Source organism: Arthrobacter sp. MYb214 (genome assembly GCF_002979865.1).
GTDB lineage: Bacteria > Actinomycetota > Actinomycetes > Actinomycetales > Micrococcaceae > Glutamicibacter.
Genome location: NZ_PCPZ01000004.1, coordinates 186,158 through 200,472 on the forward strand (window position 1 = coordinate 186,158; position 14,315 = coordinate 200,472).

The 14,315-nt window shown below is 64.5% G+C and carries 12 protein-coding genes; 9 read left to right on the forward strand and 3 right to left on the reverse strand.

Annotated features, from left to right (window positions below; all coding sequences use genetic code 11):
* Positions 1-3: 3 nt before the first annotated feature.
* The 8 genes from araA to galE all read left to right on the forward strand — a co-directional run bounded on the left by araA (position 4) and on the right by galE (position 10,026).
* Complete coding sequence (gene araA / locus CQ012_RS11725; protein WP_105662252.1) at positions 4-1,515, forward strand: L-arabinose isomerase; 1,512 nt, start codon at positions 4-6, stop codon at positions 1,513-1,515.
* Positions 1,516-1,690: 175 nt separating this feature from the next.
* Positions 1,691-2,860: a multiple monosaccharide ABC transporter substrate-binding protein gene (gene chvE / locus CQ012_RS11730; RefSeq protein ID WP_105656525.1), complete on the forward strand. Its 1,170-nt coding sequence runs from the start codon at positions 1,691-1,693 to the stop codon at positions 2,858-2,860.
* A 93-nt stretch (positions 2,861-2,953) separates the two neighbouring features.
* Positions 2,954-4,492 (forward strand): multiple monosaccharide ABC transporter ATP-binding protein, encoded by a 1,539-nt coding sequence (gene mmsA / locus CQ012_RS11735; protein WP_105656524.1) that lies wholly within the window; start codon positions 2,954-2,956, stop codon positions 4,490-4,492.
* Positions 4,489-5,670 carry a multiple monosaccharide ABC transporter permease gene (mmsB, locus tag CQ012_RS11740; protein ID WP_105656523.1) on the forward strand — a complete coding sequence of 394 codons (1,182 nt, stop codon included), beginning with the start codon at positions 4,489-4,491 and terminating at the stop codon, positions 5,668-5,670. Before mmsA ends, mmsB begins: the two co-directional genes overlap by 4 nt.
* A gap of 94 nt (positions 5,671-5,764) precedes the next feature.
* The gene (locus CQ012_RS11745; RefSeq protein ID WP_105662253.1) at positions 5,765-6,709 is read left to right on the forward strand and encodes an aldose 1-epimerase family protein; all 945 of its coding nucleotides are present in this window, start codon (positions 5,765-5,767) and stop codon (positions 6,707-6,709) included.
* 55 nt (positions 6,710-6,764) lie between these two features.
* Positions 6,765-7,874 (forward strand): galactose-1-phosphate uridylyltransferase, encoded by a 1,110-nt coding sequence (gene galT / locus CQ012_RS11750; RefSeq protein WP_105662254.1) that lies wholly within the window; start codon positions 6,765-6,767, stop codon positions 7,872-7,874.
* Entirely contained in the window at positions 7,871-9,067 is a 1,197-nt protein-coding gene (gene galK, locus CQ012_RS11755) for a galactokinase (protein ID WP_105656520.1), read from the forward strand. Before galT ends, galK begins: the two co-directional genes overlap by 4 nt.
* Positions 9,064-10,026 (forward strand): UDP-glucose 4-epimerase GalE, encoded by a 963-nt coding sequence (galE, locus tag CQ012_RS11760; protein ID WP_105656519.1) that lies wholly within the window; start codon positions 9,064-9,066, stop codon positions 10,024-10,026. The genes galK and galE overlap by 4 nt, the downstream gene beginning before the upstream one ends.
* 33 nt (positions 10,027-10,059) lie before the next feature.
* On the opposite strand, the gene CQ012_RS11765 is transcribed toward galE, so the two are convergent.
* The 3 genes from CQ012_RS11765 to CQ012_RS11775 all read right to left on the reverse strand — a co-directional run bounded on the left by CQ012_RS11765 (position 10,060) and on the right by CQ012_RS11775 (position 13,519).
* Positions 10,060-11,088, reverse strand: coding sequence for a Gfo/Idh/MocA family protein (locus CQ012_RS11765; RefSeq protein ID WP_181148785.1), 1,029 nt, complete (start codon positions 11,086-11,088; stop codon positions 10,060-10,062).
* Between the two features lie 532 nt (positions 11,089-11,620).
* Positions 11,621-12,415, reverse strand: a complete 795-nt coding sequence (locus tag CQ012_RS11770) for a carbon-nitrogen hydrolase family protein (RefSeq protein WP_105656517.1) — start codon at positions 12,413-12,415, stop codon at positions 11,621-11,623.
* A gap of 75 nt (positions 12,416-12,490) precedes the next feature.
* The gene (locus CQ012_RS11775; RefSeq protein ID WP_105656516.1) at positions 12,491-13,519 is read right to left on the reverse strand and encodes an aldo/keto reductase; all 1,029 of its coding nucleotides are present in this window, start codon (positions 13,517-13,519) and stop codon (positions 12,491-12,493) included.
* Positions 13,520-13,712: 193 nt separating this feature from the next.
* Between CQ012_RS11775 and CQ012_RS11780 the strand changes: the two genes are divergently transcribed.
* On the forward strand, positions 13,713-14,309 hold the full coding sequence (locus tag CQ012_RS11780; RefSeq protein WP_181149067.1) for a TetR family transcriptional regulator: 597 nt from the start codon (positions 13,713-13,715) through the stop codon (positions 14,307-14,309).
* The last annotated feature ends 6 nt before the right edge of the window (positions 14,310-14,315 follow it).

The window sequence follows — 14,315 nt, forward strand, 5'->3', positions numbered from 1 at the left end:
ATCATGGCCAAGGCATATAACACCCAAGAAATCTGGTTCTTCACCGGCAGCCAGGACCTGTACGGCGAAGAGACGCTGCGCCAGGTGGCGCAGCAGTCCACCGAGGTCGCGCAGGCGCTGGATGCGTCCGCCGACGTTCCGGCAAGGATCGTGTGGAAGCCGGTCCTGAAGGACTCCGAATCGATCCGCCGCGCAATGCTGGAAGCAAACTCGGATGACAAAGTGCTGGGCGTCATCACCTGGATGCACACCTTCAGCCCGGCCAAGATGTGGATCAACGGCCTGAAGGCCCTGCAGAAGCCGCTGCTGCACCTTCACACCCAGGCCAATGTCGAACTGCCCTGGGATTCGATCGACTTCGACTTCATGAACCTGAACCAGGCCGCCCACGGCGACCGCGAGTACGCCTACCTGGCCACCCGCCTGGGCGCGGCCCGCACCACCGTGGTCGGCCATGTCTCCAACCCGGCCGTATCCCGCCGCGTGGGCACCTGGATCCGCGGCGCTGCCGGCTTCAACGCCGTGCAAAACCTGAACCTGGTCCGCTTCGGCGACAACATGCGCAACGTCGCGGTGACCGAGGGGGACAAGACCGAGGCGGAGATCCGCTTCGGCGTCTCGGTGAACACCTGGGCCGTCAACGACCTGGTCGAAGCGGTCCAGGCCGTGGCCGAGGCCGACATCGATGCGCTGGTCGCCGAGTACGAGCGCGAATACGAAGTCGTGCCCGAACTGCGCGCCGGCGGTGCCCGCCACGAGTCGCTGCGCTATGCCGCATCCCAGGAAATTGCGCTGGAAGCCTTCCTGTCCAAGGCCGGCGCCATGGCGTTCACGACCAACTTCGAGGACCTGGGCGGGCTCAAGCAGCTGCCGGGCCTGGCTGTGCAGCGCCTGATGGGCAAGGGCTACGGCTTCGGCGCCGAAGGCGACTGGAAGACCGCGGTACTGGTGCGTGCCGCCAAGGTCATGGGCGAGGGCCTGCCGGGCGGCGCCTCGCTGATGGAGGACTACACCTACGACCTGACTCCCGGCAAGGAGCTGATCCTCGGCGCCCACATGCTCGAGGTCTGCCCGTCGCTGACCACCTCCAAGCCGCGGGTTGAAATCCACCCGCTGGGCATCGGCGGCCGCGAGGATCCGGTGCGCATGGTCTTCAACGCGGACGTTGCCGAAGGTGCGGTGGTCGTGTCCATGGCCGATATGCGCGAGCGCTTCCGCCTGACTGCCAATGTGGTGGATGTGGTCACCCCGCCGGCGGACCTGCCGAACCTGCCGGTGGCGCGCGCGGTGTGGAGCCCGCGGCCGGACTTCAATATTTCCGCCGAGTCCTGGCTGGCTGCCGGCGGTGCGCACCACACGGTGATGTCCACGGCCGCGGGGATCGAGGCTTTCGAGATCTTCGCTGAAATCGCAGGCACCGAGCTGCTGGTTATCGATGAGGAAACCACCCGCCGGAACTTCGCGCAGCAGATTCGCGTGAACCAGAGCTACTACCGCTTGGCGCAGGGTTTCTAGCGGTTCGAAGGACACCTGCCCAGGTAATGCGCGCCCCGTGGCGGGGCGTGCATTACCAATGAGTAAGGAATCTTAATTTATTTACATAGAGGGTGGCTGAAATCACTGTGTTAGCGCTAACATAGTGTGAGTCCAGTCTCACTCGCAGATATGGCAACCTTTCAAGGAGGAAAAGATGGCATGGAATAATTGGACCCGCAAGGCCGCGGCGACCATGGGATCGCTGGCACTGGTCGGCGCATTGGCAGCGTGCAGCGGCGGTGGCGCTGGCGGCGGAGCAGGAGCCGGCGAAGGCGAGTCGACTGCACCTGAGGACATCCAGGTGGGCGTGGCAATGCCAACCGAGACTTCCGAGCGCTGGATTGCCGACGGCGAAGCCGTCAAGTCCCAGCTGGAAGCCGCTGGCTTCGAAGTCGACCTGCAGTTCGCGAATGACGACATCCCCACCCAGCAGCAGCAGATCGACCAGATGATCACCAAGGGCAGCGACATCCTGGTAGTCGCCTCCATCGACGGCACCGCGCTGTCCACCCAGCTGCAGGCCGCAGCGGACCAGAACATCCCGATCATCTCCTACGACCGCTTGATCAACGGCACCGAGAACGTCGACTTCTACGTCACCTTCGACAACTACAACGTCGGCGTCCAGCAGGCAACCTCGCTGCTGACCGGCATGGGCCTGGCCGATGAGGAAGGCAAGCGCACCAGCAAGGAGGGCAAGTTCAACGTCGAGCTCTTCGCCGGTTCGATCGACGACAACAACGCGCACTTCTTCTGGAAGGGCGCCATGGATACCCTCAAGCCCTACCTGGATGACGGCACCCTGACGGTCAAGTCCGGGCAGACCAAGATCGAGCAGGCAGCTACCCTGCGCTGGAGCCAGGAAGAAGCCCAGTCGCGCATGGAAGACCTGATCACCGCCCACTACCAGGGCGGCAAGACCAAGATCGACGGCATCCTCTCGCCATTCGACGGCATCTCCCGCGGCATCATCACCGCACTGTCCAACGCCGGCTACGGCAAGACCATCGAGGCCGGCCTGCCGATCATCTCGGGCCAGGATGCAGAAATCGCTTCGGTGAAGCTGATCGACGATGGCGTGCAGTACGCAACCATCTTCAAGGACACCCGCAAGCTGGCTACCCAGGCTGTCGAGGCAGTGAAGTCCTACGCAGGCGGCGGCGAGCCGGAAGCCAATGACACCGAAACCTACGACAACGGCAAGAAGGTTGTTCCTTCCTACCTGCTGGATTCGGACATCGTCGTCAAGGACAACATCACCTCCCTGCTGGTCGACTCCGAGTACTACACGGCCGAGGAAGTCAAGGCCGGCCAGACCAAGTAGTCTCCCAGGCCGCAATCCGGTGGGCGGGAGGGCAAGCCGCCCTCCCGCCCACCGGATGCACCGCTCACAGCACACACCAAGGACGTCTGCACTATGGACACCACGATCCTGCACATGCAGGACATCACCAAGACTTTTCCCGGAGTCAAGGCGCTGGACGGCGTCAACCTTTCGGTTAGCAAGGGCGAAATCCACGCTATCTGCGGAGAGAACGGCGCCGGAAAATCCACCCTCATGAAGGTGCTCTCCGGGGTCTACCCGCACGGCAGCTACGAGGGCCAGATCATTTTCGAAGGCGAAGAGCTCAAGGCCTCGAACATCAAGGACTCCGAAGCCCAGGGCATCGTGATCATCCACCAGGAGCTGGCGCTGGTGCCGTACCTGTCGGTGGCCGAGAACATCTTCCTCGGCAACGAAACCGCGCGCGGCGGCTTCATCGACTGGAACGAGACCAACCACCGCGCCGCGGACCTGCTGGCCCGCGTGGGCCTGGACGAACTGCCGGTCACCCCGGTAGGCCAGCTGGGCGTGGGCAAGCAGCAGCTGGTGGAAATCGCCAAGGCGCTGAGCAAGAACGTCAAGCTGCTGATCCTGGACGAACCGACCGCCGCGCTGAATGACGACGACTCCGAGCACCTGCTGAACCTGCTGCGCGGACTGCGCGAACAGGGCATCACCTCGATCATCATTTCGCACAAGCTCGGCGAGATCGAGGACATTGCCAACACCACCACGATCATCCGCGATGGCCAGTCCATCGAGGCGCTGGACATGGCCGATCCCGAGTCCAACCAGAACCGCATCATCCGCGGCATGGTGGGCCGCGAACTGTCCTCCCGCTACCCGGAACGCGTACCGCAGATCGGCGACGTGGTCTTCGAGGTCCAGGACTGGTCGGTCCAGCACCCGGTCCAGCAGGACCGCACCGTGGTGGAAGGCGCCAACCTGGAGGTCCGCGCCGGCGAAATCGTCGGCATTGCAGGACTGATGGGCGCCGGGCGCACCGAATTGGCGATGAGCATCTTCGGCCACAGCTATGGCCGGAACATCACCGGCACGGTCAAGATGGACGGCAAGCCGGTGGACACCTCCACCGTGGGCAAGGCCATCAAGGCCGGCATCGCCTACGTTTCCGAGGACCGCAAGAAGTTCGGGCTGAACCTGATCGAGGACATCCGCGTGAACACCACCGCGGCCGGCCTGGACAAGATCTCCTCCAAGGGCTTCGTGGACGGCAACAAGGAGATCCAGATTGCCGAGCACTACCGCAAGTCCATGCGCATCAAGACCCCGAACGTGATGGCGAAGGTCGGGAACCTATCGGGCGGCAACCAGCAGAAGGTCGTGCTGGGCAAATGGCTGCACACCGCACCCGAGCTGCTGATCCTCGACGAGCCCACCCGCGGCATCGACGTCGGCGCCAAATACGAGATCTACACCATCATCAACGAGCTGGCGGCTGCCGGCAAGGCCGTGCTGGTGATCTCCTCCGAACTGCCAGAGCTCTTGGGCATCTGCGACCGCATCTACACCCTGGCCTACGGCCGAATGACCGGCCAGCTGCCCAGCAGCGAAGCCACCCAGGAACGCCTCATGGAACTCATGACCATCGAGAAGGAAAGCACCCGATGACCATCACAAGCGAGCTGAAGGATATCTTCACCAAGAACCTGCGCACCTCGGGCATTTACATTGCCTTCGTGCTCATCGTGGTGCTGTTCACCATCCTGACCAACGGGCTGCTGCTCAGCCCGATCAACATCACCAACATCATCTTGCAGTACTCCTACGTGCTGATCCTCGCCCTGGGCATGATCCTGGTGATCGTCGCCGGGCACATCGACCTGTCGGTCGGCTCCCTCGTGGCGCTGACCGGTGCGGTCTCCGCGGTCATTGTCATCAAGGGGGATCTGCCCTGGTGGGTCGGCATGCTCGCCGGCATCGCCGTGGGCGCCCTGTGCGGCCTGTGGCAGGGCTTCTGGGTGGCGTACGTGGGCATTCCCGCGTTCATCGTGACCCTGGCCGGCATGCTGCTCTTCCGCGGCCTGACCTACGAAGTGCTGAGCAATGTGTCGCTCTCGCCGTTCCCCGGCGAATACGGCCAGATCGCCGGCGGTTTCCTCAACGGGCTGCTGGGCGGCAACGGATTCGACCTGTTCACCGTGATCATCGGCGTGATCGCCGTGGCCGGACTGTTCGTTTCGCAGTGGCGCAACCGCGCTGGACGCGCCAAGTACGGCCAGAGCGTTGAATCCATGGCCATGTTCCTGGCCAAGAACATCATCTCGGGCATCATCATCCTCTGGTTCTTCTGGCAGATCGCCACCAGCCGCGGCATGCCGATCGTGCTGATCATCCTGGCTGCCCTGATCCTGGGCTACCACGTGCTGACCACCAAGACCGTTTTCGGCCGCCACGTCTACGCCATCGGCGGCAACCTGTCCGCCGCGAAGCTTTCGGGCGTGAACGTGAAGAAGATCAACATGTGGATCTTCATCAACATGGGCCTGCTTTCGGGCGTGGCCGGCGTGGTCTTCTCCTCGCGTTCCAACGGCGCCCAGCCGGGTGCCGGCAACATGTTCGAGCTGGACGCCATTGCGGCCTGCTTCATCGGCGGCGCTTCGACCACCGGCGGCGTGGGCCGGGTGACCGGCGCGATCGTCGGCGGCCTGGTGATGGCGGTGCTCTCCAACGGCATGCAGCTGATGGGCGTGGGCGCCTCCACCCAGCAGATCGTCAAGGGCGTTGTGCTGCTTCTGGCAGTCGCCTTCGACATCTACAACAAGCGCCGCGCGGGCGCCGGCAACTAGCCTGCCACTGGTGCCATGGGCCCTCCCGCACGCGATTGCGGGAGGGCCCATGCGTGCCCGACGTTTTCGATGGCCCAGCAAGAAGGATGAAGACATGGACCGCCTCGCACTGCCCCTGAAGGACACCGCCAATGGAACGGTGCTGACGCTGCAAGCCCATGGCTTCACCGCGCAAGTGGCCACGGTGGGCGCCACCCTGGTTTCCCTCCAGTACGGCTCCCGCCCGCTGGTGCGCGCTTTCGACCCGCACGGGCCGCGCCCGGTTTTCGCCGGCGCCATCCTGGCCCCGTGGCCCAACCGGGTGATCGACGGGGCCTACAGCTGGGAAGGCCAAGAGCTGCAGCTGCCGGTCACCGAGCCGGAGCGCGGCCATGCCCTGCACGGCCTGGTGATCGATACCGGCTTCGAGATCATCGAGCACCGTGCCGACTTCGCCCAGCTGCGCACCGTCATCGCCCCGAGCGCCGGCTATCCGTACGAGGTGCAGCTGGTGATCGGCTACCGGCTGGAGGCCGGCGGGCTGCGCACCGTCGCTGCCGCCACCAACCTCGGGACGGGCACCGCGCCCTTCGGCTGGGGTTCGCACGCCTACCTGGTCGCCCCGGGCAAGAAGGCGGATGAATGGACCTTCACCCTGCCAGCTGGCAAGGTGCAGCTGACCGAAGGCCCGCGCCTGCTGCCGCGCGACACGGTTCAGGCCGCCGGCACCGAGCTGGATTTCCGCACCCCGAAGCCCATCGGGGATCTCTTCATCGACCATGCCTACACTGGCCTGGCTGCCCGCGCGGACGGTTCTTTCCGCGCGGAGATCACCGACGCCGGGGGCGTCGGATCGCACATCACCTGGGACGAAGCCTGCCCGTGGGTCCAGATACACACCGCCGACCGCGATGATCCGGCCCTGGACCGCACCGGCCTGGCCATCGAGCCGATGACCTGCCCGCCGGGCGGCTACAACTCCGGCCAGGACGTCATCGCCCTGGCACCGGGCGCCAGCCACGAAGCCAGCTGGCTGATCGGCCCGGTCCAGCCGCGCTAGCATCCCAGGCGCCACCCACCTTTGGAACCACCACGAGTCAACTGGAGAGATTGCAATGCCGCAGGGCTCCGCAGCACATGAACCGACCCACCGGGTCCATCACCTGGCCGATGGCCGCGAGGCGATCTTCTTCGCCGACGCCAATGCCGCCGTGCCCGAACCGGTGGCCGACACCCGGCCGCTGGATCCGCGCGGGGAGCCTGGCGAACTGCGCTACGACCGGCTGACCGGGGACTGGGTGGCCGTAGCGGCCCACCGCCAGTCGCGCACCTACCTCCCGCCCAAGGAAGAATGCCCGCTGTGCCCCAGCGTCCACGGGCGGCAGAGCGAAATCCCTGCCGAGGACTTCAACGTGGTGGTTTTCGAGAACCGCTTCCCGTCCCTGGGCCCGGCACTGGGCCGGATTCCAGCGGCCGCACCGGTGCAGCAGCCGGCCCCGGCCTACGGGCGCTGCGAGGTCGTGGTGTTCACCCCCGAGCACACCGGTTCCTTCGCATCGCTGGATGATGCCCGGGCGCGCACCGTCATCGAGGCCTGGGCGCAGCGCACCGCCGCCCTGTCCGCCATGGAGGGCATTGCGCAGGTGTTCGTGTTCGAGAACCGCGGCCAGGATATCGGCGTGACCCTGCACCACCCGCATGGGCAGATCTACGCCTACCCGTACCTCGCGCCAACCGCCGCCAAGATGGCCGGCCAGGGCATCGCGCACCTGGAGAAAACCGGGCGCACCCTGATGGGCGACATCCTGGACTTCGAGCGCAAGGAGGGCACGCGCATGGTCGCCGAGGGCGAGCACTTCTCCGTGTTCGTGCCCTACGCGGCCCGCTGGCCGCTGGAAGCGCACCTGGTGCCGCACCGCCACGTGCCGGACTTCGCCGCGCTCAATGCGGACGAAAAAGCCGAGCTGGCCGTGATGTACCGGGACCTGCTGCGCGGATTCGACGCACTGTACCCGACGCCCACCCCGTACATCGCCGCCTGGCACCAGGCTCCGCTGGAGCCCGGGGCCCGCAAGGCCTCACGGCTGCACCTGCAGCTGACCAGCCCGCGCCGGGCCGCTGACAAATTGAAGTTCCTGGCCGGATCGGAAGCTGCCATGGGCGCTTTCATCAACGACGTCCCGGCCGAGCAGACTGCTGCACGGCTGCGCGAGGTCATGCCATGAGCCGCAGCGGAACGAAGGAAACCGCGGCGCGCGTCAACGCCCTGCGCGAGAAGTTCACCAAGGCCTACGGCCACCACCCGGAAGGCATCTGGCGGGCCCCGGGACGGGTGAACCTGATCGGCGAGCACACCGACTACAACATGGGCTATGTGCTGCCCTTCGCCATCGACAAGAACGCGCTGGTGGCCGTGCGCCGCAAGTCGCAGCTGGAGCCGGGCAGCCAGGTGCTGGATTTCGCCTCCACCTACGGGGCGGGCGACGAACCGCCGGTCACCTCCATTACCCTCGATGAGCTGGTGCCCCGCGCGGTGCCCGGCTGGGCCGCCTACCCGGCCGCCGTGCTGTGGGCGCTGAGCCAGCTCGATGGCGTGCACATTGGCGGGCTGGAGCTGATGGTGGACTCCGATGTCCCGGTGGGCTCGGGCTTGTCCTCTTCGCATGCCCTGGAAGTGGCGACCATCGTGGCGCTGGACGATCTCTACGGCCTGGGCCTGTCCAAGGTGCAGATGGCCCAGCTGACCCAGCGTGCCGAGAACGAATTCGTGGGTGCTCCGACCGGGATCATGGACCAGAGCGCCTCGCTGATGTCCCATGCCCAGCATGCGCTGTTCCTGGATTGCCGATCCATGGAATCCCAATCCGTGCCGCTGCCGCTGGCGCAGCATGACGCGGTGGTCCTGGTCATGGACACCCGCGTAGAGCATTCGCACGTGGATGGCGGCTACGCCGCCCGTCGCACCAGCTGCGAGCAGGCCGCCGCGGTGCTGGAGGTAGCATCGCTGCGCGAGGTGCACAGCATCGAAGAGCTGGAGGCCATTGGGGACCCGGTAGCCAAGCGCCGCGCCAAGCACATCGTGACCGAGAACCGCCGCGTCCTGGATACTGTCCTCGCGCTGCGCGAAGGCGACCTGCCCGCGGTGGGCAAGCTGCTTTGCCAGTCGCACGAATCCATGCGCGACGACTACGAGATTTCCAGCGAGGAACTGGACGCCGCCGTGGAAGCGGCCATGGCGGCCGGGGCGATCGGAGCCCGGATGACCGGTGGCGGTTTTGGCGGCAGCGCCATTGCCTTGGTCAAGCGCGAGCAGATCGAACCGGTCTGCCAGGCCGTCCGCGAAGCCTTTGACCAGGCCGGCTATGTCGAGCCGGCCATTTTCACCGTAATTGCAGACGAAGGAGCAGGCCGGGCATGAGTTGGCTAGTGACCGGCGGAGCCGGATATATCGGATCCCACGTGGTGCGTTCGCTGTCCGCGGCAGGCCTTGAGCCGGTCGTCGTGGACTCGATGTCCAGCGGGGTGCACGGCTTCGTTCCCGAACAGGTGCCGTTCTACCAGCTGAACATCCTGCAGACCGAAAAGCTCGTGGAAATCATGAAGCGCCACGAGGTCACCGGGGTCATCCACTTGGCCGGCTACAAGTATGCCGGCGAATCGGTGAAGCACCCGCTGCTGGCCTTCGAGCAGAATGTCACCGGCACCGCGCACCTGCTCGAAGCCATGGCGTCCTCCCGCGTGCACAACATGGTCTTCTCCTCCTCGGCAGCCGTCTACGGCACCCCGGACGAAGATGTGGTGACCGAATCCACCGGCACCTTCCCCGAATCCCCGTACGGACAGAGCAAGCTCGTGGGGGAATGGCTGATCCGCGACCAGGCGGTGGCTACCGGGCTGAAGCACACCTCGCTGCGCTACTTCAACGTGGTCGGCTCGGGCAGCGAAGAACTCTACGATGCCAGCCCGCACAACCTGTTCCCGCTGGTGTTCCAGGCGCTGAATGCCGGAAAGACGCCGAAGATCTTCGGCACCGACTACGACACCGAGGACGGCACCTGCGTGCGCGACTACGTGCACGTCGCCGACCTGGCGCTGGCGCACGTGGAGGCGGCCAGGAAACTGGAAGCCGGCGAGGTATTGGAGCCGGTCTACAATTTGGGCTCCGGCGATGGCGTCTCGGTGCGCCAGATCATGGATGCGGTAGCGAAGGCCACCGGCATCGGTTTCACCGCGGTGGAAGAAGCGCGCCGCCCGGGCGACCCGGCGCGCATTGTCGCCGACGGGAAGCTGGCCGCCCGCGACCTTGATTGGCAGATGCGCCATAGCCTGCAGCAGATGGTCCACAGCGCCTGGAAGGCTTCGGCCCAGCGCGGCTGATTGCGCCAAGCTGAAGCGCAGCGGCCTGGAAAACTAGCTGGTGCGCAGCGTGGCCGCGATCTGGTCCATGGTCTGCGCAATCGCCAGCGATTCAGCCAGCGGCATGACCGGGGATTCGGCCAGGCCCAGGGCAATGCACTGGGCCACGTGGGCCGCTTCCCAGCCCAAACCGGCAGTAGGCGAGGTTTCCGTGAACTCGCGGCTGTCGGCGATCTTGCCGTCGGCACTGCGCAGCACCAGCCCGGAACCGCAGCAAATCGGGCGCTGGAGTTCCAAGGTGCCCTGCGTGCCGGCAATCCATGCGCCCTGCGGCGAATCGGTTTCGATGCTGCTGAAGACCATTGCCGTGGAACCGTCTACATTGGAAAGGACCGCGGTGAAGGTAGCGTCAACCCCGGTTTTGGCCATGCGTCCCGAAGCGTGCAGGAGCTGCTTGGCAGGGGAGACCATGGCGCTGAAGGCAATAGGGTAGACGCCGACATCCAGCAGGGCCCCGCCGCCGAGCGCCGGGTCGTAGATGCGCGAGTCGTAGTCGACCTCGAACTTGGCGCCGAAATCAGCCTGGACGGTGATGATCTGCCCCAGGATTCCGGACTTGACGACCTGTGAAACCACATTGCCGATGGGCAGGAATCGTGACCACATGGCTTCCATGGCGAAAACTCCGGCAGCCTTGGCCGCCTCGATGATCCGGGAAGTTTGCCCGGCGTCCAGGCTCATTGGCTTCTCCACCAGGACATGCTTGCCCGCGGCGATCGCCTCGAGCGCAAGTTCCGCGTGGCCGCTGTGCGGGACGGCGATGTAGACGACATCCACCCCAGGGTCCCCGAGCACCTCGGCATAGGAGCCGAAGGCCCGGGTTCCGGCGTCTCCGTAGGTGCGTGCGAACTGCTCGGAGCGGGCCAAGGTGCGCGAGCCGACTGCTGCGAGCCGGCTGGCGGTCAAGTCGTTCAGCGATGCGGCAAACTGCGAGGCGATCCACCCCGGCCCGAGGATGCCCCAATTCAGCGCAGGAGCCGAGGAGGGATGGGGCAGCGTGGATTCGGGTAAGGCTAGTGGCACTGAAGGCTCCGATGGCAGGCAAAATTCATGGTGGATCCTAATCAGACTAGTGGAAGGCGCAAGGCGGGGGAAGAGCAGTATTCCAACGACTATTCACCGATCAGCAGCATCTGGGGTTAGCGGTATGCGGCCCCAGGGCATCCTCGGTTAATCAGTGTGCATCCTCGTGACCGCCAAGGGCAGCGTCCGGGCCACGGTTGGCAGGCCGGCAGGCGGGCCGCGAGTAGTGCTGGCGATTCATCTGGCGACCGCAACACCGCTACGCTTCTGCCTCGCTTTCGCTGAATTCGCGACTAGATCCAGCGGAATATCCCTGCTATCGCGCAGCGGGCGGGCGGTAGCCTCGCGGGCTTCTCGCACTTAGCGGTGGGCCATGGCATCGAAAAGCGCACGGGCGGAAACTCGGATTGGGCGAGCACATCCCCTCAAGGGTCCTGCTGGAAGCGCGCAGTAATATCCGGGATCCCATCCTCGCCGCCGGCGCCAGCGATGGGCTGGCTGGTAAGCCTCAATTGCTGAGCCAACCGCCTGGCTACAGGTCGACCGCGTTGGCCAGCACCGGCAGCTGCTTGCGAGCGGCCTGGACCTGACTGAGATCCAGATCGACTACCAGCAGCTCGGGTTCTGCACCGGCCCGGGCAATAATGCGTCCTAGCGGATCAACCACCACCGAATGCCCGACGCCCAAAGGCGCGGTACCGGTGATCTTGCGTCCAATGCTTTCAGGATCAGCCTGGTCCACTGCCACCACGAACGTCGTCGCGTCCAAGGCGCGGGCCTGCGCAAGGGTGGTCCACTGCTCGGCCTTGCCCTCGCCCTGGCCCCACGAAGCGCTGACGATATTGACCGCTGCACCAGCCTTCGCATGGCGGGTGAACAAGCGCGGGAACCGCAAGTCGTAGCAGGTGGCCAAACCGATCGTCGTTCCCTCATGCTCGAACTGCACCGGAGAAGTTCCGGGCGTCACCGAATCCGACTCGGCATAGCCGAAGGCATCGTAGAGGTGGATCTTGTCATAGTGGGTATCTACGCCTTCACCGGCGACCAGCAAGGTGTTGCGTACCCGGCCGCCTTCACCGGGGGTGAACATGCCCACGGCAATGGTGATGCCTATATCCCGCGCCTGCTGGCGGATCAGTGTAGCCCAGGGCCCATCCAGGGGTTGCGCGTACTTGGCGAGATCGTGGCCGAAGGAAACCTGCATGGCCTCGGGGAAGACCACCAGCGAGGCGCCTGCTTCCTTTGCCCGGCGCGCATGATCGCGCACTGTTACCAGATTGCGCTGCGGATCAGCGGTGCTCAGAACCTGCGCCAAAGCGATTCTCATGGGATAGTCCTTTCCTGCTGCCAGCTGCTGGCTATGCGCTACCTTCACGACTCTACGCAGTAGCGATCAGCGAAGCTACATCCGGGCCATCTGCACCTCTTCACGGCCCTTGGACACCGACATCACGTCCTTTTGGCGCTCACCGTCCACCTGGGCAGCCAAGGCATCCAGCTGCGACATTGATTCCAGGGATAAGCGGACATCCAGCGCCCCCAGATTATCCTCGAAGTGCGCGCTGAAGCGGGTCCCCGGAATCGGGGAGACGGCCACATTGAATGCGCGTGCTTTTTCATAAACCCACGCCAGTGACACCTGGGCGGTTGAAACACCTTCGCGCTGGGCCACCTCCGCGATGACTTGCCGCAATGGATGGTTGTGCTGCATGCGGGCCGCTTCGAAGCGCGGGAAGTTATGGCGGATGTCGTTGGCTTCAAGCTGCTGCAGGGAATCAACTTCTCCGGTGAAGTACCCGCGACCCAGCGACGCGTAGGTCACCAGGCCCACGCCGAGTTCACTGGCGGCTGGCAAGAGCCATCTTTCGATGTCCCGGCTGAAAATCGAGTACTCCATCTGGATCGCGGAAATTGGATGCACCTTGTGGGCTCGGCGCAGCTCCTCGGAAGTCACTTCGGACAAGCCGATGTGCCGGGCCTTCCCTGCTTCGACTAGCTCCTTGTAGGCTCCGACAGTCTCCTCGATTGGCACCCGGGAATCCACCCGGTGGTAGTAGTACAGGTCAACGTGGTCTACGCCCAGCCGCTGCAGGCTCGCATCCATGCATTTCTTGATGAAGTCCGGGTCGCCATTAGCGCGTGGGTCTCCCGGATTCTTCGGACGCACGATGCCCGCCTTGGTTGCCAGGGTGACTTCGCCGCGACGGGTTTTGAGCACCTGCGAGAGCAGGGTTTCGTTGTGCCCTTCGCCGTAGATGTTGGCGGTATCCAGGAACGTGACGCCGCGATCAAGAACATGGTTCAAGGTGCGCAGGGATTCGGCATCGTCGGCCGATCCGTAGGGCCCGCTCAGGGACATGCAACCAAAACCCTGCGAGGTGGCTTCCAACCCCTGGCCGAGGTCGATGCTGTTTGCGATCTGCTGTGCCATGGTGGTCCTTCGAGTAGTCAGTTTCTCTCTTCTTGAGCCTAGCGAAGCAGGATTCAGCGGTCATCATGTTCCGTGATTTATTGAGTTCCGTGAACTGCGGCCGAAACGACACACCGTAGCTAAAGTGGCAATGACCAGCATAAAGAGACTGTGTCTCACTTCTGCCCTTGAATCTCAGAGTAAAATTCTTGCCATGGGAAGCGTGGTTCGCGATCGAGTGCGCGAAAAGATGAAAGCCGAGTTGGCGGAACAGGTTTATGCCGTGTTCGCCGAACGCGGCATGGAGAACGTCACCGCCCAGCAGGCAGCCCAGGCAATCGGAATATCCCGTGCCACGTTCTTCCGGTACTTCTCGTCAAAAGAGGACGCGGTAGTTACTGCGTTGCGTTCCATGACCGCGCACTTCTCCGACATGGCCAGCTCCATGTCTTCGCATCCGGGCGAGAGCTTGTTGGAGCTTTTGCGCCGCAGCTTTGAATCGGCAGTAGTATTCGCTGAGCAGGATCCGGTGGCGATGCAGGGCCGCATTGAGCTGGTCAGGAGCACCCCTGCGCTCCGGGCCAGCTGGCAGGAATCCCGGCGAGAGCAGCAGGTAGCGCTGGCCCAGGCGCTGTCGCCGTTCTGCGCGAACCAGCGGCTGGCTGAAACCGCCGCGTTGCTGGGTCTGGCCCTTTACGACCATGCACTGACCCGTTGGGTTGGGACGGCGGGCAGTACACTTCGCGAGATCCTCGATGAAGCCTTCGACTTCGCGGCCATGATCGATGACAACTGGGCGGAGAAGCGCTAGCAACCG